Below are 22598 nucleotides of genomic sequence, written 5' to 3'. Positions count from 1 at the left end.
AGACCGAGGACGTTGGAAGCGCCGCGATTTCCCGGCAGACTGCGTGGGGGTCGACCCAAGTATAGAGGGTCGGGGAGGGCCGCCGCTGGGCGGCACCGCATGCCTGCCGGGATGTAGGCAGGCCAACGTTCATGGGAAGGAATCGATGGAACGCACGATGATGGTGAGGTCGGCGCTGGCGTCGGCGCTGGCGATGGCATTGACGGCATGTGGTGGCGGCGGAGGCGGCGGCAATGTCCGCATCGATCCACCCCCGACCACCCCGACGCCCCCGACCACGCCCCCGCCGACCACACCGCCTCCGGCCAAGCCGCAGGAGCCGGCCTTCGACGCGCACCTGTCCGTGACCAATGCGCGTGCCGCACAGGCCGCCGGCCTGACCGGGCAGGGGGTGCGCATCGGCATCGTCGATTCGGGCGTGCAGCGCAACGCAGTGGCGCTGAACGGGCGCGTGGTCGCCAACCTCAACTACATCGACCCCGCCCGCAACAACCTGCAGGTGGACGACGTGGTGGGCCACGGCACGGCGGTGGCCAGCCTGGCCGCGGGTGCTTCGGTGGGATCCTGGCCGGGCGGCATCGCCCCCGGCGCACAGATCGTTTCGGCGCGGATCATCGCCGACAAGCCGCCCGTCGATGACGGCAGCGGCAAGGGCAATTCCTTCAGCGGCCCATTGGGCGTGGCGCAGGTCCACCAGGACCTGATCAGCTACAACGTGAAGGTGATGAACAATTCGTGGGGCGGCCTGTACTGGACCGACCTGCCGACCACCGCGCAGGTGGCGGCCGAGTACCGGCCGTTCGTCATCAACCATGGCGGCCTGGTGGTGTTCGCGGCCGGCAACGATGCGCGTCCCGAGCCGAGCAGCCTGGCCGCGCTGCCCAGCCAGCTGGGCGTTGCCGGCTCGCTGCCGGCGGCCGATCTGGAGCGCGGCTGGCTGGTGGCCACTGCGGTGGATCCGTATGCACCGGGCACGCTGGCCAGCTACGCCAATGCCTGCGGCCAAGCCGCGCGCTACTGCCTGGCGGCGCCGGGCAGCGCGGTCTATCCCGATGCCAACGGCGGCAGCTATTACTGGAACTACGGCACGTCCTTCGCCGCCCCGCTGATTTCCGGCGCCGCCGCCCTGGTCTGGCAGCGCTACCCGTACTTCGACAACGACCTGGTGCGGCAGACCCTGCTGGGCACCGCCAAGGACATCGGTGCGCCCGGCGTGGATGCGGTGTTCGGCTACGGCCTGCTCGACATCTCGCGGGCGATCAAGGGGCCGGAGCGCTTCGACTGGGGCGATGTGGTGGCCAATGTCGATGCGCCATCGAGTGGCTCGCTGTGGAGCAATGACATCGTCGGCAGCGGTGGCTTGGTCAAGCAGGGCGGGGGAACCCTGGTGCTGGGGGGCAACAACAGCTACAGCGGTGCCACCCGCATCGAGCGCGGCATCCTGTCACTGCAGAACGGCAGCGTGATCCGCTCCAACGTGACGATCCTGGCGCAGCCCGATCCGGATTCGACCGGCCTGCAGTTCAATGGCGGTACGCCGCGCGTGATCGGCAATGTGGTCAACGGCAGCAGCGTGTTCCTGACCACCGGCAACACCACCGGCACCATCGAGGGCAACTACACCCAGCAGGCCGGCGCGCAGCTGATGATCGCGCTCGGTGCCAATGCGCTGCAGGTCACCGGCAACGCCACGATCGACGGGGGCGTGCGCGTGCACGGCTTCGTCTCCGGCTATGTGCCGCAGAACGGCAGCCGCCAGGACCTGATCCACGCCGCCGCCGGCCTCAGCGGTACCTTCAGCAGCCCGGCCACCTCCAGCGGCCTGCAGGGCCTGTCGCTGCTGCAGAGCAGCTATGGATATGACAGCAACAACGCTTGGTTGAACCTGACCCAGGTCAGCGTCACGGCGGCCGCGACCGGGCTCACGGCCTCGGCGCAGTCGGCTGCGCAACGCGTGGACAGTGCGTTCAGCGCGCTTGATGGCGATACGACGCTGCAGGGCTCGGCCTTCGGTACGGCCGCCGGTGCGCTGCAGTGGACCGGCGGTGGCAGCAAAGGCCTCGAGGCCAGTTTGCAGAGCCTGTCCGGACAGGCGCATGCGCGGGCCGAGTCGGCCACCTTCGACAGCATCGACATGTCACGCCGCGCGATCGCCGAGCGCTTTGATCGCGTGCAGGCGGCGCCGCGCCTGCGCGGGGCCTGGCAGAGCGCGCTCGGCGAAGCCGGGCAGGGCAGTTTCGCCGGCAATGCCGCCGACAGCCGCGGTTGGATGGCCGGCCAGGACCTGCCACTGGGCAGCAATGGGCTGATGGGCGTGGCCTTTGGCGAAACCCGCAGCAATGGTGGCAGCAGCGTCGGTGGTGATCGTGGGCGTGATCGCCAGGCGCAGGCGCAGCTGTATGCCGGCTGGAACCTGGGCCGGGGCTATGCGCTGGCGCAGGTCGGCAGCGGCCAGTTCACCCGGGCGCTGGATCGCCAGTTGCTGCTGGGCGCCGGCGCCTACGGTGTCTCTGCACGTTACGGCGGACGTTTCAGCAGTGCCAGTGTCGAAGGCGGCTATCGTTTCGGCCGCGCGGGTGCGTCGTTCACACCCTACGTGGGCGCCAGCAGCACGCGCGTGGATACCGATGCCTTCAACGAACTGGGCGGGTTCGGCTTCGGCCTGCGTGGCGATGCCAACCGCGTACAGCGCAGCCAGATGCTGGCCGGTATCCGCGGCGAACGTGGCTGGGGGCGCTGGACCCTGCGCGGGCATGCCGAATGGCAGCAGCGGCTCGATGGTGCCGATGCGGACTGGCAGGCCAGTTTCGTCGGCGTTGATGCATGGGCGCCACTGGCGAGCTGGAACGCGCCGCGCGGCAGTGCGCTGTTCGGCGTGGCGCTGGAGTCGTGGTGGGGCCGCAACGGCCGCCTGAGCCTGGGCTTCGACCAGCGCGTCGGCGGCGAAGGCGCGCGGCAGGCGGCGTTGCGCTACAGCACCGGGTTCTGAACGGGCGGTCGCGCCGGGTCGAAAGGCCCGGCGCGACATCGGCAGGCTCAGCCGCCGCGCAGGTTGCCCAGGCGCGGGGTGCTGCGACCCAGCGGCATCTTCAGCTTGCCGATCGACAGGATACGGCTTTCGGCGATGCGGTCGGCTGCCCGCTGCGGCGCGATGTTCTCGCGTTGCGACAGTTCGAAGATGCGGGTGAGGTTGTGGTAGATGCTGCGGATCAGGCGCATCGCGCGTTCGCGGTTGTAGCCATCAATCTCCAGCGACACGTTCATCACGCCGCCCGCGTTGACCGCGTAGTCAGGTGCATACAGGACGCCGCGCGCATGCAGTTCATCGCCGATTTCCAGGCTCGACAGCTGGTTGTTGGCGGTACCGCAGATGATCTTCGCCTTGATCCGCGGCAGGGTGTCGGCGTTGATCGCGCCTTCCAGCGCGCACGGTGCGAACACATCGGCGTTCACTTCGTGGATCTCGTCCGGCTTGACCGCTTCGGCGCCGAAATCGCTGACCGCGCGATCAACCAGCGCGCTGTCCAGGTCGGTGACATACAGTTTGGCGCCGCGATCGCGCAGCAGCTTGACCAGCTCCATGCCGATGTGGCCGAGGCCCTGCACTGCGATGCTGGTCTTGCCCACTTCCTCATGGCCGAACTTGAAGCGCATCGCCGCCATCAGCGCCTGCAGCGCACCGTAGGCGGTGAACGGGGCCGGATCGCCGGAGCCGCCATGGACCTGGTGCACGCCGGTCACGAACTGGCTCTCCAGGTAGATGTTCTCCATGTCGTTGACGTCGGTACCGACGTCCTCGGCGGTGATGTAGCGCCCTCCCAGCGAGTCGACATAACGGCCGAAGGCGCGGAACAGTACTTCAGTCTTGTCCACCTTCGGGTCGCCGATGATCACTGCCTTGCCACCACCGACGTTGAGGCCGGCCAGCGCATTCTTGTAGGTCATCGTCCGGCTCAGCCGCAGCACGTCGGCCAGCGCCTCGTCGGTGCTGGCATACGGACGCATGCGCACGCCACCCAGGGCCGGGCCCAGGGTGGTGTTGTGGATGGCGATGATCGCCTGCAGGCCGGCATCGTGGTTGTGGCAGAACACCACTTGTTCGTGGCCGGTGGTGGCGAGGGTTTCGAATAGCATGGCGTCTCCGATGGCGCGATCAGCGGCGAACTGCAGCGAACGGCCAGTGAACGGTAGGGTCCCAAAACAAAAAAAGCGACGTCGTCATGGCTGGGGGACGGGTCGCGCGGCGCCATTCTAGTCCATTCCCCTGGCCGGTGCCGTCGACATCGCATGCCTTCCGGTTAAAGAAGATGAAAGTGCGGCCGATGCTGCGACGACGGCGGGTGGCCGGATTGGCGTGAAGAGGCGGGCGGTCAGTGACGGCAAGGACATTGCAACGACAGGGCGGGCGGCGATGACAGCGGCCTGGTGGCGATCGCTGCGCGGCTGGCTGGCGCGTTCGACCGGGGCGGCACCGTCGCGGCTGGTTGCTGCGTCCCGCCAGGCGGTGGCCGCCGCAGCGGCGAGCCTGCAGGGCGAGGCGCTGCCCCCGGCCGAGATCGCTGCACATCTGCAACGTGGCCTGCATGCGCTGGCCCTGTACCCGCGTCTGGCCGGTGAATCCACGCCCGTGCAGGCCGCAGCGCTGGGCGAGGCGGTGGCGCGCGCGCTGCAGGACCGCAACTGGGCGGCCAAGCAGCTGCCCCGCCGGCCGCAACTGCTGCCGCAGCTGATCCAGACCGTCAACGACGATGCCGCCTCAGCGCGGGTGATGGCCGCGATCATCGGTCAGGACCCGGTACTGACCGGCAACCTGCTGCGCATCGCCAACAGCCCGGCCTACAAGGTGCATGAGCGCCCGGTCGAAAGCCTGCAGCGGGCGGTGACACTGGTGGGTACCGACGGCGTGCGGCAGATCATCAGCGCGGTACTGGTGCAGCCGGTGATGCAGGTGCAGTGCGAAGTGTTCCCGCAGTTCAGCACGATCATCTGGGAGCACGCATTGCTGGCCTCGCGCGCGGCTGCAGACCACGCACGCACGGTTACCTTCGGTGATGCTTTCGCCGCGTAGTGGCTGGGCCTGGTGCAGGGACTGGGCGCGTCACTGGTAATGCGCCAGCTGCTGCAGGAAGCGCAGGCCCGCGGCGAGGCCGTGGAGCCGGCGTTGGCCCTGCAGATGTTGCAGCAGTGGTCGTTGCCGTTGGCGCAGCGGGTCGCCGCCGCATGGGAGCTGCCTGAGCCGGTTCACCAGGCCCTGGCGGTGGATGCAGAAGGGGCGCTGGCCGACAGCCTGCGCCTGGCCAGCGCCGCCGCAGCGGCCAGCCTGTTGTGCCGCCATGGGCATGCCAGCCAGAGCCGCATGCTGGCGCTGCTGGAGCAGCTGCCTTCAGCCCCGCCGCATGCATTGCGCTGGATCTGGCGGCGCCTGCATGGGCGCAGCGTGGAAACGCTGGATGATGCCGGACAGGACCAGGCCGGCCCGGCGGCCTGAGTACTACAGCTGCGATTCGACCGGCAGCCAGCTGATGGCCCGCGCGGTCCAGCGCTTGCCCAGGCTCGCGCCGGGTTCGGCCTCCACCCAGTGCGGTGGCGGTTCACGCTCCAGCCAGCGTAGCCGGCCTCGGTCGTCCAGCGCCAGCCACCAGCTGTGCCTGGGGTCCGCCAGGCGCAGGTACTCATCGCGCAGCTGCGCCCCAGCACCGGGTCGTCGAACAGTACGCCCATTTCGGTGTTGAGGTAGGCCGAGCGAGGGTCGAGGTTGAACGAGCCGACGAAGCCGCGGCGGTCGTCGACCACGAACGCCTTGGTGTGCAGGCTCGCGCCGCTGCTGCCGAACATGCCGGCATCGCCGGACTGCCCCTGCGCCTTCAGTTCGTACAGGTGGACGCCCGCTTCGAGCAACGGCACGCGGTAGCTCATGTAGCCGCCGTGCACGGCGGCGACGTCGTTGGCAGCCAGTGAGTTGGTCACCACGCCGACCTGCACGCCCCGCCCGGCCATGGCCGAAAAGCCATCCAGGCCTTCGTTGCCTGGCACGAAGTAGGGTGAGATCAACAACGTTTTGTGCCGGGCGGCCTGCAGCTCGCTGATCAGGGTCGACACCAGCCAGGCAGCGCGATCATCCCTGCGATGCTTCATCGGCGGGTCCGAGACGATGCGCACTGCACTGCTCCAGTGCAATGGCTCGGGACTCGGGCGTTGCCGCTGGCGCGATTCGGTCACGCGCGCAAGGTAGGGCCGGGCCACGTCCCGCTGCGCCTCATGATCCGATTCGCGCACCAGCAGGCGCAGCTGTGCATCGGTATGGAAGGCAAGCGCGGATACCGGAATGGCGGCCTCGCTGTTCCAGTAGTCGTCGAAGATCCGGTTGGCCTGCTCCACGGCAGGGCCGGCGACCAGCAGGTCCAGATCCTGGAAGTTCACATCGGTGCGCGCGCTGAAGTACTCCTCGCCGATGTTGCGGCCGCCGACGATCGCGACGCGGCCATCGGCGATCCAGCTCTTGTTGTGCATGCGGTGGTTCACGCTGAAGAAGCGTTGCACCATCTCCACCACGCGCAGGATGCCGGTCCGGTTGCGGAACGGGTTGTAGAGGCGGATTTCAATGTTGGGGTGCCGGTCCAGCGCCATCATCAGCGCGTCCTTGTCCTTGGCGTTCATGTCATCGAGCAGGATGCGCACGCGCACACCGCGCTCGGCGGCGTCATGCAGCGCCTTGGCCATCAGGTGGCCGATCAGGTCGTCGTGCCAGATGTAGTACTGCAGGTCCAGGCTGCGGCCAGCGTGCGCGGTGATCATCGCGCGCGCGGCGAAGGCATCCATGCCATCACTGAGGAACGCTACGCCTGATTGCCCGGGATGCGCGTCCTGCAGCGGCACGATCTGCTGGTCGATGCGGGTCTGCGCCGGCTGCAATGGCAGTACATGCGAGGGCGCGCCCTGTGCCTGTGGCGTGAGATGGTCGGCCAGCAGCAGCCCGGACAGGACCAGCAGCAACAGCGCGGCGAGGATGATTGCAGCGACGCGCAACAGGCGTCGCCACAGGGGCATGGGCAGGCTCATGCCTCGATGGTAGATCCACGCCCTGCGTGAAGGAATGCCTGCAGGATCGATAGGGCGTCAGCGCCCTTGACTTCGGCAAGGGATCCGACCCCGCGGGCGTCACGGATGGGGGCGGACCCGTTTCTGCAGGAAAGGGCCCTGACCCGCAGGCCTCAGAACCGCTCGTCGCTGCCCAGGTAACGCCACTGCGCCGGCGGCAGCGGCCCCAATGCCACGCGGCCGATGCGCAGTCGGCGCACGGCCAGCACCTGCAGCCCGGCGGCGGTCACCGACACGCGCAGCCCCTTGGCGGTCAGCCCCTTGCCGGCAAAGCGCAGGCGCTGCTCGCTTTGCCAGCTGACCTTCGCGCCGCCGGATTCCTGCTGCAGCCGCGCCAGCAGCCACGGTCCTCGCTCGGGGCCGCCTTCGGCCACTTCGATCAGGTATTCCTGTTCGGTGCGGCCCAGATTGCGCTGTAGATGGGCCAGCGTGGCCGGATCCTGGCTGACCACCACCAGGCCGCTGTCGCTGGCCGGAAGTGCAGCGGCCAGCTGCAGGCCGTGGAAATGGCGCTGCAACGGACGGATGTCGCTGGCATCAAGTTCGCTGCGGCTGTCACTGCTGACCAGCGCACACAGGGTCTCAGCAGCAACGCCGGCCGGCTTGTGCAGCAGCATGCTGACCCGCTCGGCCTTTTCATCACTGGCCTGCTCGGCCACGACGATCACCACGCTGTCATCGACCGGGCGCTGTGGCTGTTCCACCACTTCGCCGTCGACCGTTACCCAGCCGCCTTCGATATAGCGCCGCGCTTCGCCGCGGGGGATGCCGAGCAGGGCGGACAGGCGTTTGTCGAGACGGATCGGTTCCATGGCGGGCAGGTCGGGCAGGGGGCGCGCAGTGTAGCTGCTGCGGCCGGTCAGCGCTGGCTGCGGTTGGCCAGCTCGGTCAGGTACAGACGGGTATCGAACTCCAGCTGCAGGTAATCCGGTTCCATGTGCTGGCACAGCTGGTAGAAGGCCTTGTTGTGGTCGGCTTCCTTCAGGTGGGCCAGCTCATGCACCACGATCATGCGCAGGAACGCCGCTGGCGCCTGGCGGAATACCGCAGCGATGCGGATCTCGCGGCTGGCCTTGAGGCGGTTGCCGTGCACGCGGGAAATGGCGGTATGCGTACCCAGCGCGTGCTTGATCACTTCCAGGGTGTTGTCGTAGCAGACCTTGTTGAGCGGCACCGACTTGCGCAGGTAGCGATCTTTCAGCGCCTGGGTGTAGTCGTACAGCTGGCGGTCGCTGCGCACCTCGTGCGGGTCGGGATAGCGCTGCTGCAGCCAGGGGCCGAGCTTGCCCTGCGCCAGCAGTTCGCTGACCTGGGCGACCAGGGGTTCGGGGTAGCCGGTGAGGTACTTCAGGACTGCCATGCAGGGGCGGCGGGGCGTCGGTAGAATGGAAGCATCCAAGATTACACGCGGTATGTACCAACCATGGCAAAGCCCAACGCGCTGCAGGAACAATTGCTCAAGGCCGGTCTGGCCAAGAAGTCGCAGGCCAGCGCCGCCGCGCGGGAGCAGGCCAAGGCCCGCCAAGGCAAGGCCGAATCGGCCTCGGCCGAGGTCCAGCGTGAGGCTGAACGTGCCCGTGCCGAGAAGGTCGAGCGCGACCGTGCGCTGGCCGCCGAGCGCAATGCCCAGGCCAGGCAGGCGGAACAGAAGGCACAGGCGAAGCAGATCATCGCGGCCCATGCAGTACCCCACAAGGGCGATGACGAGTATCGCTTCAGCGATGGCGCGGCGATCCGCACCCTGCTGATCGACCCCAAGCTGCGCAAGGCGCTGTCGGTGGGCGTGCTGGTCATCGTCGCCAATGGCGAGGGTTACGCCCTGCTGCCGCGCGCCGCCGCCGAGAAGGTGCGCGAGCGGGCTCCGGAGGCGATCATCGTCGACCACGGCCAGCCGGGCTCGACTGCCGAGATCTCCACCGGCAACGCCGAGGACGACGCCTACTACGCCCAGTTCCAGGTGCCGGACGACCTGATCTGGTAGGCAAAAAGGGGACGGAGGGGATTAAGTCGCGATCGCCCCGATTGGATCCGTTGGCGTTCTGCTCAGCTTGCTGAAGGCGCACCGGGCACGGCTCGGCGCAACACTGGCCTGCTCATTTGTGCGCGGGTGTATCGTCCCCATATCAGGCGACACACCTGCGGAGGAAGACCATGGCCACCGGTTGGGCGGGAGATGGCGCGGTCCAGGACCAGATCGACGCCACCGTCGACGATGCGATCGCCCGCGCGCGCCGCCAGCTGCGGCAGGGCCCGGGCCTCGAGCACTGTGAGGAATGTGAAGCGCCGATTCCGTTGGCGCGACGTCGTGCTGTGCCGGGAGTTCGCCTGTGCGTGGCGTGCCAGCAGGCGCATGACGAAGAAGAGCAGGCGCATGCCGGTTACAACCGGCGTGGCAGCAAGGACAGCCAGCTGAGGTAAGGGGTGCTCGGCAGGGCTGCGCCCTGCACCTGCTTGGAGCAACGGCAACGGCAACGGCAAAAGCGTGCTATCCGTGGGATGGCGGGGTGGGTCCGATTGAGGGGGACGCTGCAAGTACGTCCATGTAAGCTCGTTCGCCGCATCCATGCGGCTCACGCCCCCTCAACCGGACCCACCCCGCCTTCGACAGATTTCCGCGATCTGTTGGAACCTGCTGCTGATGGTGGGTGCCGACCGTTGGTCGGCACGGGGTCGGATCCAATTCTGACTATCGATATCTGACAGATGTGCCGACCAACGGTCGGCACCCACCAACAGCGCGCGGAATCTGTCAGAGGTGGGGCGGTGTGGGTGGGCAGGACCGTTGGCGCCATGGATGGCGCCATCGAGCCCCCATGGATGGGTTTACGGCGTGTCCTGACCACCCACACCGCCCCGCCATCCCACGGAATGCCGCTCTTGATCTTGCTTCGGCTTCGGCCTCTGCAGGTGCAGGGCGCAGCCCTGCCGAAAACCCCACCCTCAGCCGTCGCCCTGGATGCCGCCGGGGGCCTGCGCCGGGTCGCGCCAGCGGCGCACCGTGCGCTGGAAGAACAGGTTGTTCGGCAGCTGCAGCACCGTACCCTCATGGCCGTCGCCGGTTTCCTGCAGCGTGGTGTAGATCAGGTTCACGTCGATCACCCGCCCCTTCAGGCCCGGCTTCTCGCCGTTCTCCAGCACTTCGATGTAGTCATGCAGGCGGAACGGGCGAGTGGTGAAGATCAGCAGCGTGCAGAAGATGTTGGAGAGCACGCTCCAGGCCGCGAAGAAGGCCACTGCGCCCACGGCCGCGAAGCCGGTGAACGCGGTCCACAGCACTGAAGGCTTCGCGCCGAGCAGGCTGAGGATATACAGCAGGGCGCTGAAATAGACCACGAAACTGGTGATCCGGCGCGCGCCCATCACCATTTCAGGTGGCAGCGTGTAGTGCTCGGCAAAGCGCCGGATCAGGCGACGGGCCAGTACCCGAAGCAGCCAGGCGACCAGCAGCACCAGCACGATCTGCAGGGCCACGCCCGCGTAGTTCAGCCATGGGTGGCTCCAGGCCGGCAGGTGATCCTTCAGCGACAACATCATGGGGGCGAAAACAGGTGGTGGGAACGGCCTCGATGTTACCCGGCGCGTGCCGGGGTTTCGACCATCGGCGACCACGCCAGGCAGACCAGCTCCTGTCGATGCTGCTGCAGGCAGGCGCGGCCGTTGTCGGGGCACAACCGCAAGGACAGGCCCGATGCCTGCAGCACGACGCAAGCGACGATTACCAGCAGGGCGGCGCAGGACGAGCTGGACATGGCGGAACTCCCTGGAGGTGTTTTCTCGAATGACCTTCCATGGATGCAGCCATTGTCGAAAAGGTTGCATGGCCTTGATCGGCGATCGGCTCTAAACCTTTTTCCGGGTCGCCGCATCCAAGCGATATGCTCGACACCACCATGCCAGCGCCGCCTGCCGCCCACGCCCCTGTCGACGAACCCGCCCTGGTGCGGGCGGCCGCCGCCGGTGACACTGCGGCCTACGAACTGCTGTACCGGCGCCATGCGCCGCGCGTGTTCGCCGTACTGTGGCGCCTGTGCGGGGGCCAGCAGGCGCGTGCCGAGGATGCCCTGCAGGAAGCGTTCCTGCAGGCATGGAAGGCGCTGCCGGGGTTCCGGTTCGAAAGCAGCCTGTCGACCTGGTTGCACCGGTTGGGCGTCAACGCTGCACTGATGGAACTGCGCGGGCGCGCCGCCGGGCAGGACCACGACAGTCTGGAGGAGGTCGACGGCGGCCTGCAGGAGCTGGCGGTGCACGACCGTTGTGCCGGTACCGAGCGCGACCTGGAGCGCGCACTCGCGACGCTGCCTCCGAGGGCGCGTGCGGTACTGGTACTGCACGACATCGAAGGCTGGAAGCACCAGGAAATCGCCGAGCAGCTGCAGATGGCCGTCGGCAGTTCAAAGGCACAGCTGCATCGTGCGCGCGGCCTGCTGCGCGCACGGCTGGGAGACATGACATGAGTACACACGAACACGATTCCGATCACGATCTGCTGGCCCGGCTGCGCGCGTTGCCCAGCGAGCGAGATGTTCCCGCCGATGGCTGGGCGCGCCTGTCGGCGCAGCTGCCGCCGCGCGAGCCGCAGGCGGCGCCTGTGCCGGCCGACAACGTGGTGGCGCTGCCAGCGCGTTCGCGGCGCCGCTGGTGGTTGCCGGCCGGCGCTGTCCTGGCGGCCAGCCTGGCGCTGTACGCGGTGGCGCCATGGCGCCACGTGCAGCCGGATGCGCCGGTGCCGTCTACCCTGCAGTTGCAGGCTGCGGCGATGACCGAGCAGTACCGGGAGGCGGTGGCCTCGCTGCCCGCAGGCCGGGCACCGGAATGGCAGCCGGCCCTGCACGAACTGGATGAAAGCGCGGCACAGATCCAGGCCGCGCTGGCGCAGGATCCACGTGCGCCTCACCTGCTTGGCCAGCTCAAGCGCACCTATGCGCTGCGGCTGGAACTGACCCGGCAGGCGGCCTATGCCGCCGAGTCCGGCCTGACGACCTGAGGAGACCCCGATGACACGAACCCTGATGACCTGCTGCGGCGCGCTGCTGCTGCTGCCCGCAGTGGCCCTGGCTGACACCCGGATCGACGAGCGCCACAACCTGGCCGCCGGCGGCCGCATCGAACTGAGCAACGTGGCCGGCAAAGTGACCGTGCGTGGCTGGGACCGCAACGACGTGCAGCTCACCGGTACGCTCAGCGATGGCCTCCAGCTGCGCCAGGAGAAGAGTGCCAACCGCGTACGCTGGGAAATCGAGTATCCGCGTCGCAACAACAACGGTGGCGCAACGCTGGTGCTGAACGTGCCGCGTTCGGTGGAACTGCTGCTGAGCACGGTCAGTGCCAACCAGGACATCAGCGGCATCGATGTGCGTCGCCTGCAGGCCGACACGGTCAGCGGCAGCCTGAGCGCCTCCGGTCGCAGCGGCGACAGCAGGCTCAATACGGTCAGTGGCGGTGTCAGCGCGCGCCTGCAGACTCCGAAGCTGGATGTGAATACGGTCAGCGGCCGGATCGAAGCCGGTGGCGGCGTGTCCGGTGACATCGGTGCACAGACGGTATCCGGCCGGGTCGAGGTCGATGCCGGGCGGGTGCAGCGGTTGGCGGTGGAAACCGTATCGGGCAGCATCGATCTGTCGGCGGCCGGGCTGGCGCCGGGGGCCGGATCAATGTCGAATCGGTGAGTGCGTCGGTCAACCTGCGCCTGCCACGCTCGGTTTCGGCGCAGCTGTCGGTGAACAGCTTCAGCGGGTCGATCAACAGCGATGCCGGGCAGGTGGAGCGGCCGCGCTACGGCCCCGGCAGCCATCTTGATACGCGGCTGGGCAGCGGCGACGGTGATATCCGCATCCAGTCGCATTCGGGCAGTGTTCGGGTAAGCCTGGATCGCTGAGCGCGATCCGGCAGGCCGCGGCGGCAGCGCCGCCGCGGTCGGTACTGGGTCAGCTGGCTTTCTTCAGCGCCCAGGTGGTGCCGAGGACTTCGATCTTGCCACCGGCCTTGCGGAACGCTGCCAGGTCCGAAGCGATCGAATCGCTGCTGACCACGGTGCTGGCGGCCGCGCCCTTGCGTTCGCTGCGGATGCTGTTGCTGGCCTTCGCGGGGGTCTTTGCCTTGCGGGGCATGGTTGCTCCTGTCAGGTGGAAGGGGAGGAAAGCGCCCAGGCGTCGGCCTGGCGCAGGTAGTCCTGCCGCTCACGGCGGCAGTCACTGCCGCCCATCGAGAACTGGCGGCAGATCGCCGGGCGCTGCGAATAGATCGTGCAGCGCAGGTGATAGGGATCGATCGCCGCACACCAGCCTTCCTCGTTGCGCGCCATCACGGCACGGCCGTGGGTGTCGCGTGACAGGAACTGGCCGGGCACGTGGTCGCCGGGCTGCAGCAACACGGGCAGCCGGCAACAGACCGCGTCACAACGGCGGCAGTCGATGGGTGCATGTGCTGCGTCAGGTTGTAAGGCCTCAGGGGCCTGGCGGGTGCCCAAAGCGGGTCTCGATGGCGGCTCCGGTGGTACGCGGACCATGAACGAGCCAGGAAGGCATGGCCGCTAGGCCCGCAGGGCGGGCCAGGCTGCACCGTGGACACACACCGGCGTGGCCGGTGGAAGGTGCAGCAGGGTTCTAGCCGACCAAGAGTAACTTAGATCGCGTAACGTTTTGTTAATCCTGGCTTGCTGCCGCCAAAGCAAGGCCCTGGACCACGCCCAGCGAGGGCTCGCCGTGGACCATGCGGGCGCCCGGGAAGGCCTCCGCAACGGCCTGGCGCAGATACCCGGCGCGGGACATGCCGCCGGTCAGGAACACCGCGTCCGGGTCGCCGCCGATGTCGCTGCGGACCTGGGCCAGCAGCTCCCGGAGCTGCTCCAGATAACCATGCGCGGCTGCGGCCAGGCCGTCGGCGCTGCTGTCGGCATGCAGGTCGCGGGCGATGTAGTCCAGCGTGCTGCGATGTTCGCTGGCGGCGCTGAGGGCGATCTTGGCGCGCTCGACGTCGCGGTACAGGCGGGCGGTATTGCCGGTGTCCTGCAGGGCCTGCAGGCGCGCGCCCCACGGATTGTCGACATGGTCATACTTGTGCTGGCGGAAGTCGCGCTGGCGGGTCATGTCCTGCACGGTGGCCGCTTCCACATAGTGGTGGGCGGGCACGCGGGTGATGCCGCGGCCGAACAGCGGCATGTAGCTGGACAGGCTCAGCGCCAGGTCGATGTCGGTACCGCCGCGGGCGATGCCCCAGGCGCGGTGGATGCGCGGGGCGTCGTCGCCGCCGACTTCGGCGTGGGCGATATCGGTGGTACCGCCGCCGATGTCGACGATCACGGCCTGGTGCCGTTCGCGGCTTTCTGCGTGATAGTGCATGGCCGCCGCGGCCGGTTCCTCGAGGAAATCGATCTGGTCGAAACCGGCCTGGCTGGCGGCTTCGCGCAGGATGTCCAGCGCCTGGTCATTGCCGGCCGCACCGATCGAGCTGCGGAACTGCACCGGACGGCCAAGCAGGGCCGCTCGCAGCGGCTGGCCGAGCTGGGCGCTGGCGGTCAGGCGGATGTGTTCGAGGATGTGCGCGGCGATGCCGGTGATGGTCTGCTTGGCGCGTGGGTGCAGGTTGTAGCCGAGCATCGATTTCGGGCTCTGCACCAGGTTGCCTTCGTGTTCCTCGAAATAGGCTTCCAGCGCTTCGTCACCGTAGACCGCATTCTGCAGCAGGTCGCTGGCACTGCGTTCCTTGCCGGCACGGGCTTCCATCCATTCCCGGCGCAGCGCGCGCAGGGCTTCGCGGCGCAGCGCCTGCGGCGTGCGTTCCTGGCCGGCAGCGCGGGCCGCACGCGCAGCGCTGTCGATCATCTGCTGCAGCTGGTGCTCCTGGCCGTCATCGAGCTGAAAGTCATCCGGGTCGGGCACCACGCCGGGGAAGTACACGCTGGTACGGAACTGCTCGGCGTCGCCGAAGCGGATCGGCAGCAGTTTTCCTTCATGCACGATGGCGGCGGCGGAGTTGCTGGTACCGAAGTCGATGCCGAGGCGCATGGGGAGTTCCGGGGGCGATCAGGGGCCGCGCACTCTGCTGCAGTTCGCCGCTGACTGCAAGGTCCCGCGGTTTCCTGTTCCGGGCCGGGTCAAGGAGGTCGCGGCGTACTGCCCGGAAAATGCCGGGGGAGCCGGGCGGTTACAATGGCAGCTGTTGATTCACTTTGAGGTACTTGCTGATGTCTTCTGTCCCTGCCTGCCCGCAGTGCACCCTGGAAAACACCTACGCCGATGGCGCGCTGTGGATCTGCGCCGACTGCGGCTTCGAATGGACCGCCGAGGAAAGTGCCGGTTCGACCCTGGTCGTGCGTGACAGCAACGGCAATACCCTGCAGGCCGGTGACACCGTCACCGTGATCAAGGACCTGAAGGTGAAGGGCTCCTCGATCCCGCTCAAGCAGGGCACCGTGATCCGCAACATCCGTTTGGTGGAGGACGATGCCGAGCACATCGAAGGCAATTCGGACAAGATCAAGGGCCTGGTCCTGAAGACCTGCTTCCTCAAGAAGGCCTGACCGGCCTTCAGCGCCGGGCCTGCTGCTGTGCGCGCCAGCGGGCCAGGCTGTCCAGCTTGGCCTGGTAGCGCGCCTGCTGCGGCGCCCCGCCCAGTTCCTGTGCACGCAGCAGCTCACGATCGGCGTGCTTGAGCTGGCCCGCCAGGAAATAGACCCGCGCCAGACCGAAGTGGAACTGGTGCGCGGTGTCGTACAGGCGCACGGCCTGCCGGTAATAGCGGATCGCCTGCTGCAGTTGCCCGGCGCGTTCGGCCTCGGCACCGAGCATGTACTGCGCGAATGGGTCTTCGCGCTGCACCGATTGCAACCGCTGCTCCAGCGCCTGGGCCTGCGCAATCATGCCGAGCTTGCGGTAGAGGGCGCTGGCGTTGGTGAGTGCAGCATCCTGGCGGCCGTCCAGTCGCAGCGCCCTTTCCAGAGCCCGGCGTGCAGCGGCGGTATCGCCCGTGCGGTTTTCCAGCACGCCCAGGTTGTTCCAGGTGGCAGCGAAGCTGCCGTCCTGCGCCAGCGCGGTATCGAAGAAGGTACGTGCGCCTGCCAGGTCGCCGCTGGCCATGCGTTCGGCACCGCGATTGTTGTAGAAGTGCGCCAACGCCCGCGCCTGGCTGATCGGCAGCGGCCCGCGGCGGTCGTACAGCACATTGCGATCCAGATCGACGGTGGCGAAGCGGCCGGCAAAGCCGACCCCGGCATTGACGTGGCCTACGCTGTAGACCAGGCCCTGGGCCTGGTCCTGGTACCACGACACCACCTGGCCAACTTCCTGCACGCGCGCCTGGATGCCGGCTTCGCGTGCCAGTGCGACGAACATCAGGGTGAAGGCCAGGCAGTTGGCGCGTCGCTGCTGCCAGATTTCGCTGACAGTAAGGGTCGCGTCGGCGTCGTACTGCAGGTCCATGCCATGGCGGTCGAAGATCATCTCCACCAGCGCCTGCAGGCGCTGCTCGCGCGAATAGCTGCGACGGGTCACCTGGGTGTGCAGCATATCGAGCATGGCCGGTGGAATCGCGAACACCTGATGCGGTGTTGGAATCGTCGGCGCGGTGGTGCTGGCAGCGACCGCAGGGGCTTCGCTCGCGTCAGGGTTCAGTGCGATCGCGGAGGGTGCCGCCAGTGCGGCCAATGCGAGCAGAACGGATCGGGCGGCAGGACGGTACATGACGGCTCCCGGCAGCGGCGGGCGCTCCCGCCTGAGGCGAGTGTAGACCTGTGCGCGCACCCCTGCAGTGACCGCTGGTCGGTCCGCGCGTTCATCCACAGCCGGTGTGGACCAGCGCTCGACAAAGCTGTGGACAACCGCGTTGGGGCCCCGTGCGGAGAGCGTTGTGAGGGTGTGGTGAAAAAATGGCCGGCTTGCCCGCTACCGGCGCAGGCGGGATGATCCGGTCATGGACTTCTCCCGCTGACGCTCGCTCCGGCGCAGTGGCAGGCGCTGCAGGACAGCTATGCAACGCCACCACGTGCCTACCATCACTTCGGCCACGTGCGTGCGGTGCTGCAGCACTGCCAGGAGGTTGCCGACGGTCCAGGCTGGCAGCAGCCGGCCGAGGTCTACCTGGCCGCGCTCTACCACGATGCGATCTATGTGGCGGGGCGAAAGGACAACGAAGCGCGTTCGGCGCAGCTGGCCCTGCAGGCGATCGCACAGGCGCCGGAACTTGCCACGGTCGACGCGGCCCGGGTCGAGCAGCTGATTCTGCTGACTGCCCGCCATGGCGAGCTCGCCCCGGACGATGTCGATGCCGAGGCCGCGTTGTTCCTGGACTGCGACATGGCGATCCTGGCCGCGCCGGAGCCGGTGTTCAGCGCCTATGACCGCGGCGTGGCCGAAGAGTACAAGGGCGTGGTGCCAGGCTTCCTGTATCGCGCCGGCCGCCGCCGTTTCCTGCAGGGCCTGCTGCGTGCACCGCGCATCTTCCTCAGCGAATTCTTCCACCAGCGCCTCGACTCTGCCGCGCGCGACAACCTGCGCCGGCAGCTGGGCCGCTGAACCAGCCCGGTACACTGGGGCCCGTTTCCACCGATTGCCGCTTCCAACCGTGTCCGTCCCTGATCCCGATCCCCGTCCGCTGCCGCCGGAAGAGCCCGGTCCGAACGAATGTTGCGGCAGCGGTTGCCCGCTATGTGTGCTGGACCTGTATGCCGACGAGCTGCAGCGCTATCGCAAGGCGTTGGCCGAATGGCTGGCGCGGCACCCGGAGGCGTCCACATGAGCCGCGCGCGCCCAGCGGCACTGCTGGCGCTGGCGGCGCTGCTGCTGTTCGTGGCCACCGCGCTGTGGACCCAGTTCGCACGCACCGATCTGGACTGGGTGCGGGCCACGCTCAGCCTCTATCTGCACGGGCCGTGGGGGCTGGCATTGCGCGCGGCCTACTGCCTGCTGGCATTGGCGATCGCCCTGCTCGGCATCAGCCTCTACCGGGGCAGCGTCGGCCCGCGGCGCAGCGCGGCGGCGCCGCTGCTGTTCACTGTCTCGGCACTGGGCCTGGCCACGGTCGCCATCGGTGACAGCTGGCTGCCGGAAGCGACGCCGCTGCTGGCACCGTTCATCCACGGGCTGGCGGCCAACACGGCGTTCCTGTGTGCCAGCGTCGGCATGCTGCTGCAGGCCTGGTACCTGCGCCGCGAACCGGGTTGGCAGTCCGCCGCGAGCCTGCTCTGGGGCTGGGCCTGGCTGGCGTTCGTACTGTTGTGGCTGCATGTGTTGTGGCGCGCCGGTCCGCCGCGCGGGCTGGGCCAGAAGGTCGTGATCGTGGTGATCGTAGGCTGGCTGCTGTACCTGGCGCTGGCACTGTACCGGCGCAGTCGGCGTACCACGGCCGACTGAATCGCCAACGGCCTGCACCGGTACGTGCCGTGCACGCGGTGGCGGCGTATCGTGTGCGCATTCCATCGGGGATGCGATATGAAGCGTGCAGGGCTGGGCAGGGCAATGGGTGTGGTTCTGGCGCTGGCGGCGCTGCCGGCAATGGCGGCGGCCAACGTGCAGCAGTTCAGCCACGGGCGGTTCGAGCAGATTGCGGTGCACATGCCGGCCGGCACGCCGCAGCGGGTGGTGATCTGGTTCCACGAGCCCACCCCAGGGGGTGACACCAGCCGCCTGCCGATCGAAGCCCTGCGTGCCGACGGCGCCATCGTTGCCGCTGTGGACATCGCGCACCTGCGCGGGGTGCTCAAGCGCGAGGGTGATCCGACCTGCTCGTTCGGCGCCGGTGACGTCGAGAACTTCTCGCGCTGGCTGCAGGCGTCCCTGCATCTGCCCGGCTACCACCTGCCGCTGGTCGGCGGTGACGGCGAGGGTGCCGAGATGGCCTATTCGCTCGCGGCGCAGGCCGACACCCAGGTGTTTGCCGGCCTGCTGACCACCGGCTTCTGCCCGGACCACAACCATGAGCGCATGGTCTGCGGCGATGGTGTGAAGCACAACACGCTGCAGCCCGCCGAACTGAATTTTCCGTGGTTGAGTGCCGCTGGCGATCACGGCTGCAAGGTGGGCGAGGCCAGCCGGTTCGTTCAGCAGGTCGCCATGGCACGCGAATTCAAGCGAACCGCGCGCGGTGATGCCTCACCCGGTCTGGTGGCCGCGGCGCGGGTGATCGGCGCGCAGGCCGGGGTCAGTCTGGCACCGCCGCCGGCCGCGCTGAAAGGCCTGCCGGTGGTGGAAGTACCGGCGACCGGTAGCGGCGATACGCTGGCGGTATTCGTTTCCGGCGATGGTGGCTGGGCCGGCCTGGACAAGGACGTGGCGTCGTCGCTCAACGAGCACGGCGTGGCCGTGGTCGGCATCGACTCGTTGCGGTACTTCTGGAGCGAGCGCACGCCGAAGGGCTTCGCCGCTGACCTGCAGAAGATCATCGACCACTACCGCCAGCAGTGGCACCGCGACAAGGTGATGCTGATCGGTTTTTCGCAGGGTGCCGACGTGCTGCCGGCCACCATCAACCAGCTCGACGCGGGTACCCGAGAGGCGCTGGACCGCATCGTGCTGCTGTCGGTAGGCAGGAAGGCCGACTTCGAATTCCATGTCAGCAACTGGCTGGGCGGCGGCGGCGATGGCCTGCCGATCGCTCCGGAAGTGGCCAGGCTGCCGGCGGAAAAAACGTTGTGCGTGTACGGCGACAAGGACGAGGACGCACTGTGCCCGGACCTGCCGGACAATGACGGCGTGAGGAAGGTGAAGCTGCCGGGCGATCACCATTTCGGGGGGACTACGATCGCTTGGCCGAAGTGATCCTCAAGGGCGGGGCGTGAAGCGGAGAGCGTGCGAACCAACGGTTCGCACCCACCAGAACGAGCCGCGGTAACGCCGGGCCACGCCCGTCAGCGTGTTGGCGCTGGCGTGTCGACCAAGGTCGACACCTGCCGGGTGGTGCGGGTCGTCAGTTGCGCCGCGGGTCCAGAGAGATCAGGCGCGTGGCGTCCAGCAGCGCCGCCGGCAGGTGCATGCCGCCGGGCGCGGCGAGATAGCGCGGCCGCCATTGCGGATCGAACTTCGACTTGAAGCGGCGCAGGCCACTGAACCCGTAGAAACGTTCGCCATGCCGCGCCAGCAGGCCGGCCAGCCGGTTCCAGCGGCCAGCCAGACGATGCTGTGCCAGCCCGGAAAGCGGCGCCATGCCCAGCGAGAAACGTGCATAGCCCTGTGCGCGGCCCCACAGGAACAGCTCGATGAAGAGGAAGTCCATCGTGCCCTTCGGTGCTTCGCTGACGTGGCGCATCAGGTCCACCGACAGCTCGGCGCCTGCCGGTGCCTGCCACAGGTTGGCGAAGGCCACGATCTGGCCTTCGGCCTCGACCAGCGCCACCGGGAAGCGCACCAGGTAATCCGGGTCGTAGCTGCCGAGCGAGAAGCCCTTTTCGTCGCCGGCCTTGTCTTCCAGCCATGCGTTGGAGATCGCGTGCAGGCGCGGCAGCAGGCTGGGAACTTCCTCCACGGGCGCCACGCGGAAGGACAGGCCACCCCGCTTGCCCCGGTTCCAGGCCTGGCGCAGGTCGGCGCGCTCGCGCCCTTCCAGGCCGAAATCATGCAGCGGCACCATCGCTTCTTCGCCCAGCTTGACCAGCCCCAGGCCGAGGTCAAGGTAGGTCTGCCAGTAGGACTCGCCGACCTGGTAGAAGACGGGGCGCAGGCCGAGGCGGTCGGCTTCCTCGCGGAAGCGCCAGATCAATGCGCGGGCGACGTCCGGCGGGCCGACCGGGTCGCCCATCGCGATCAGCGAACCTCCATAGCGCTGCATCATCACGAAGCCCAGTTTCGCTTCATCGCGCAGCACTGCCTTGTCAGCGGTCAGCACCAGGCAGGCCTGGGTGTCGGTGGCACCGGCCAGGACTGGCGCCAGCGATTGCAGCGTCGCTTCATCGGCGGCGGGCAGCGGGCGGCGTGTGCTGTGCAGCAGCCGCGCCAGGCCGAACATCACCAGCGCGATGGCCACCACCAGCAACGCGCGCAACGCGCGCGGTGCGTTGCCGGAGACCGCGAACTGCCACCACAGCTCGTTCTGGTATTCGACATGGCTGTAGGTGAAGAACAGCAGCCAGGTCACTGCCACCAGCACCAGGCCCAGGTTGCGCAGCCACGGCCACGACCAGGCTTCATCCAGCAGCGCACCCTGGCGGTAGAACTCGCGGCGCGCGGCCCACAGCGCCATCGCCACCAGCACCGCCGAGACGGCGATCAACGGTTGGCCACCGCGCAGCCACAGCGGCAGCGGGGTGACCACGCACACCGCCATCGCCAGCATCCACGCCGCGTGGCTGCGACGGGCCAGGCCCTGCCCGATCAGCAGCAGCGCGACACCACTGAGGCTGCCGATCAGGTGCGAGGTTTCCAGGATCGGCAGCGAGGCATTCACCAGGTGCCGGCGTGGCGTGGGCAGCGTGCCGTCGATGACCAGCGCGGCGCCGATGCTGAACACCGCCAGCGCGATGATCTGCGGCAACCATGGGCGCAGTGCGTTCCAGCCGGCGCGGGTTGCCCCGGCACTGGCCTGCAGCGGCTGGCGCAGCGCGGGCGCAAGGGCGAGCAACGTGGCCAGCACCAGCGGTAGTACGTAATAGGTCACGCGGTAGATCAACGCGGCCGCCAGCACCGCCGCCGGTGCCACCTGGGGCAACAGCTTCAACAGGCTCCATTCGAACACGCCCAGGCCGGCCGGCACGGTCGAGACCAGGCCGGCCAGTACCGCGACGAGGTACAGGCCGACGAAGCCGGGCAGGCCGGTGGGCGTCGAGTCCGGCAGCAGCACATAGAACGCGGCGCTGGCCAGCACCAGCTCGATCACGCTGAGCACGGTGACGCCGAGCATGGTGCGGCGGTCGGGTAGCCACAACGCATGGCCGAACACGCTGAACTGCCGTCCATCGCGACCGACCAGCAGCACGGTACCCAGATAGGCGAGCAGGGCGACGATGCCGACGATGCGCACGGCATCGGGATTCAGTGGCAATGCCAACGCCGCTGCCGCCGGTTCCATGCAGAGCGCCACGCTGATCAACAGCCACGCACCGAACACGAAACCGAGCGTGCTCATCAGCACCACCTGGCCGATCTGCGCCAGGTCCAGGCCGGCGCTGCGGTAGCCACGCAGGCGCACTGCGCCACCGGTCAACGCGGCAAAGCCCACCGTCTGGCCCAGCGTATGCGCAAGGAAGGCGGTAATGCCGATGCGTGCCGGATGCACGCGGATGCCGCTGCGGCGCAGGCCGATGGCATCGAAGCCGATCAGGCAGGCGTAGCTGGCCAGGCCGAGCATCACGGTGAGCGTGATCTGCAGGCCACTTAGCTGGCGGAACGCCTGGCGGATGGCGCGGTAGCCGTGCTCATCGAATTCACTGGCCAGGCCATGCAGGGCCAGCGAGAGGATCAGCAGTGGAACGACAATGGTGAGGACCCGCTTCCATGCCGGGGTGGAGGAAGCGGCGGCGGGGTTGGTGGCTGCGGTCATCGGCGCAAGGGTGCGTCAGGAGGGGCGAGTGCGGTGTC

The 22598-nt window shown here is 68.1% G+C and carries 19 protein-coding genes and 4 pseudogenes; 12 read left to right on the top strand and 11 right to left on the bottom strand.

The window, feature by feature from the left end:
- Positions 1 to 145: 145 nt before the first annotated feature.
- Complete coding sequence (locus tag DL544_RS15275; RefSeq protein WP_139727472.1) at positions 146 to 2989, top strand: autotransporter serine protease; 2844 nt, start codon at positions 146 to 148, stop codon at positions 2987 to 2989.
- Between the two features lie 47 nt (positions 2990 to 3036).
- Here DL544_RS15275 and DL544_RS15270 read toward each other — a convergent pair whose 3' ends face one another.
- The gene (locus tag DL544_RS15270) at positions 3037 to 4134 is read right to left on the bottom strand and encodes a Glu/Leu/Phe/Val dehydrogenase dimerization domain-containing protein (protein ID WP_072169099.1); all 1098 of its coding nucleotides are present in this window, start codon (positions 4132 to 4134) and stop codon (positions 3037 to 3039) included.
- 277 nt (positions 4135 to 4411) lie between these two features.
- Here DL544_RS15270 and DL544_RS15265 point away from each other — a divergent pair.
- Positions 4412 to 5488 (top strand): annotated as a pseudogene (locus DL544_RS15265) (HDOD domain-containing protein).
- Positions 5489 to 5491: 3 nt separating this feature from the next.
- Here DL544_RS15265 and DL544_RS15260 read toward each other — a convergent pair.
- The 3 genes and pseudogenes from DL544_RS15260 to DL544_RS15250 all read right to left on the bottom strand — a co-directional run bounded on the left by DL544_RS15260 (position 5492) and on the right by DL544_RS15250 (position 8458).
- Positions 5492 to 7047: pseudogene (locus tag DL544_RS15260) on the bottom strand (phospholipase D family protein).
- A 164-nt stretch (positions 7048 to 7211) separates the two neighbouring features.
- Positions 7212 to 7910, bottom strand: coding sequence for an RNA pseudouridine synthase (locus tag DL544_RS15255; protein ID WP_065185471.1), 699 nt, complete (start codon positions 7908 to 7910; stop codon positions 7212 to 7214).
- 47 nt (positions 7911 to 7957) lie between these two features.
- On the bottom strand, positions 7958 to 8458 hold the full coding sequence (locus tag DL544_RS15250; protein ID WP_139727470.1) for a M48 family metallopeptidase: 501 nt from the start codon (positions 8456 to 8458) through the stop codon (positions 7958 to 7960).
- 63 nt (positions 8459 to 8521) lie between these two features.
- Between DL544_RS15250 and DL544_RS15245 the strand changes: the two genes are divergently transcribed.
- Both DL544_RS15245 and DL544_RS15240 read left to right on the top strand, forming a co-directional pair.
- Entirely contained in the window at positions 8522 to 9079 is a 558-nt protein-coding gene (locus tag DL544_RS15245) for a DUF2058 domain-containing protein (protein ID WP_005418186.1), read from the top strand.
- A gap of 170 nt (positions 9080 to 9249) precedes the next feature.
- Positions 9250 to 9516, top strand: coding sequence for a DksA/TraR family C4-type zinc finger protein (locus DL544_RS15240; protein WP_005418184.1), 267 nt, complete (start codon positions 9250 to 9252; stop codon positions 9514 to 9516).
- Positions 9517 to 10038: 522 nt separating this feature from the next.
- On the opposite strand, the gene DL544_RS15230 is transcribed toward DL544_RS15240, so the two are convergent.
- Entirely contained in the window at positions 10039 to 10632 is a 594-nt protein-coding gene (locus DL544_RS15230; protein ID WP_005418176.1) for a mechanosensitive ion channel family protein, read from the bottom strand.
- Positions 10633 to 10667: 35 nt separating this feature from the next.
- A complete protein-coding gene (locus tag DL544_RS15225) occupies positions 10668 to 10847 on the bottom strand; it encodes a hypothetical protein (protein ID WP_005418175.1) in 180 nt (59 codons plus the stop codon).
- Between the two features lie 126 nt (positions 10848 to 10973).
- On the opposite strand from DL544_RS15225, the gene DL544_RS15220 reads away from it, so the two are divergent.
- The 3 genes and pseudogenes from DL544_RS15220 to DL544_RS15210 all read left to right on the top strand — a co-directional run bounded on the left by DL544_RS15220 (position 10974) and on the right by DL544_RS15210 (position 12973).
- A complete protein-coding gene (locus tag DL544_RS15220) occupies positions 10974 to 11552 on the top strand; it encodes an RNA polymerase sigma factor (RefSeq protein WP_005418173.1) in 579 nt (192 codons plus the stop codon).
- Positions 11549 to 12082: a hypothetical protein gene (locus DL544_RS15215; RefSeq protein WP_139727469.1), complete on the top strand. Its 534-nt coding sequence runs from the start codon at positions 11549 to 11551 to the stop codon at positions 12080 to 12082. Before DL544_RS15220 ends, DL544_RS15215 begins: the two co-directional genes overlap by 4 nt.
- Before the next feature lie 10 nt (positions 12083 to 12092).
- Positions 12093 to 12973 (top strand): annotated as a pseudogene (locus tag DL544_RS15210) (DUF4097 family beta strand repeat-containing protein).
- Positions 12974 to 13022: 49 nt separating this feature from the next.
- Here DL544_RS15210 and DL544_RS15205 read toward each other — a convergent pair.
- The 3 genes from DL544_RS15205 to DL544_RS15195 all read right to left on the bottom strand — a co-directional run bounded on the left by DL544_RS15205 (position 13023) and on the right by DL544_RS15195 (position 15101).
- Positions 13023 to 13205 (bottom strand): hypothetical protein, encoded by a 183-nt coding sequence (locus DL544_RS15205; RefSeq protein ID WP_005410566.1) that lies wholly within the window; start codon positions 13203 to 13205, stop codon positions 13023 to 13025.
- Between the two features lie 11 nt (positions 13206 to 13216).
- Positions 13217 to 13510 (bottom strand): YkgJ family cysteine cluster protein, encoded by a 294-nt coding sequence (locus DL544_RS15200; protein WP_080104338.1) that lies wholly within the window; start codon positions 13508 to 13510, stop codon positions 13217 to 13219.
- A 229-nt stretch (positions 13511 to 13739) separates the two neighbouring features.
- Complete coding sequence (locus DL544_RS15195) at positions 13740 to 15101, bottom strand: Hsp70 family protein (RefSeq protein WP_061480625.1); 1362 nt, start codon at positions 15099 to 15101, stop codon at positions 13740 to 13742.
- 179 nt (positions 15102 to 15280) lie between these two features.
- Here DL544_RS15195 and DL544_RS15190 point away from each other — a divergent pair, with 179 nt between their 5' ends.
- Complete coding sequence (locus tag DL544_RS15190) at positions 15281 to 15616, top strand: zinc ribbon domain-containing protein YjdM (protein WP_005414225.1); 336 nt, start codon at positions 15281 to 15283, stop codon at positions 15614 to 15616.
- A gap of 7 nt (positions 15617 to 15623) precedes the next feature.
- Here the strand turns inward: DL544_RS15190 and DL544_RS15185 are convergent, their stop codons facing one another.
- Entirely contained in the window at positions 15624 to 16775 is a 1152-nt protein-coding gene (locus tag DL544_RS15185; RefSeq protein ID WP_139727467.1) for a transglutaminase-like domain-containing protein, read from the bottom strand.
- Positions 16776 to 17018: 243 nt separating this feature from the next.
- On the opposite strand from DL544_RS15185, the gene DL544_RS15180 reads away from it, so the two are divergent.
- From DL544_RS15180 to DL544_RS15165, 4 genes and pseudogenes are all read left to right on the top strand, one after another.
- Complete coding sequence (locus tag DL544_RS15180) at positions 17019 to 17606, top strand: HD domain-containing protein (protein WP_139727465.1); 588 nt, start codon at positions 17019 to 17021, stop codon at positions 17604 to 17606.
- 49 nt (positions 17607 to 17655) lie between these two features.
- Positions 17656 to 17829 (top strand): oxidoreductase-like domain-containing protein, encoded by a 174-nt coding sequence (locus DL544_RS15175; protein ID WP_049415754.1) that lies wholly within the window; start codon positions 17656 to 17658, stop codon positions 17827 to 17829.
- Positions 17826 to 18443, top strand: coding sequence for a DUF998 domain-containing protein (locus tag DL544_RS15170; RefSeq protein WP_005418159.1), 618 nt, complete (start codon positions 17826 to 17828; stop codon positions 18441 to 18443). The genes DL544_RS15175 and DL544_RS15170 overlap by 4 nt, the downstream gene beginning before the upstream one ends.
- 78 nt (positions 18444 to 18521) lie before the next feature.
- Positions 18522 to 19867: pseudogene (locus DL544_RS15165) on the top strand (virulence factor family protein).
- Between the two features lie 128 nt (positions 19868 to 19995).
- On the opposite strand, the gene mprF reads toward DL544_RS15165, so the two are convergent.
- On the bottom strand, positions 19996 to 22560 hold the full coding sequence (gene mprF, locus DL544_RS15160) for a bifunctional lysylphosphatidylglycerol flippase/synthetase MprF (RefSeq protein ID WP_139727463.1): 2565 nt from the start codon (positions 22558 to 22560) through the stop codon (positions 19996 to 19998).
- Between the last annotated feature and the right edge of the window lie 38 nt (positions 22561 to 22598).

The sequence above is a fragment of the Stenotrophomonas sp. pho genome (assembly GCF_006228405.1).
In the GTDB taxonomy this organism is placed as follows: Bacteria; Pseudomonadota; Gammaproteobacteria; order Xanthomonadales; family Xanthomonadaceae; genus Stenotrophomonas; species Stenotrophomonas sepilia.
The sequence above is the reverse complement of the archived record's forward strand: the minus strand, read 5'-3'. Positions and strand labels throughout refer to the sequence as shown.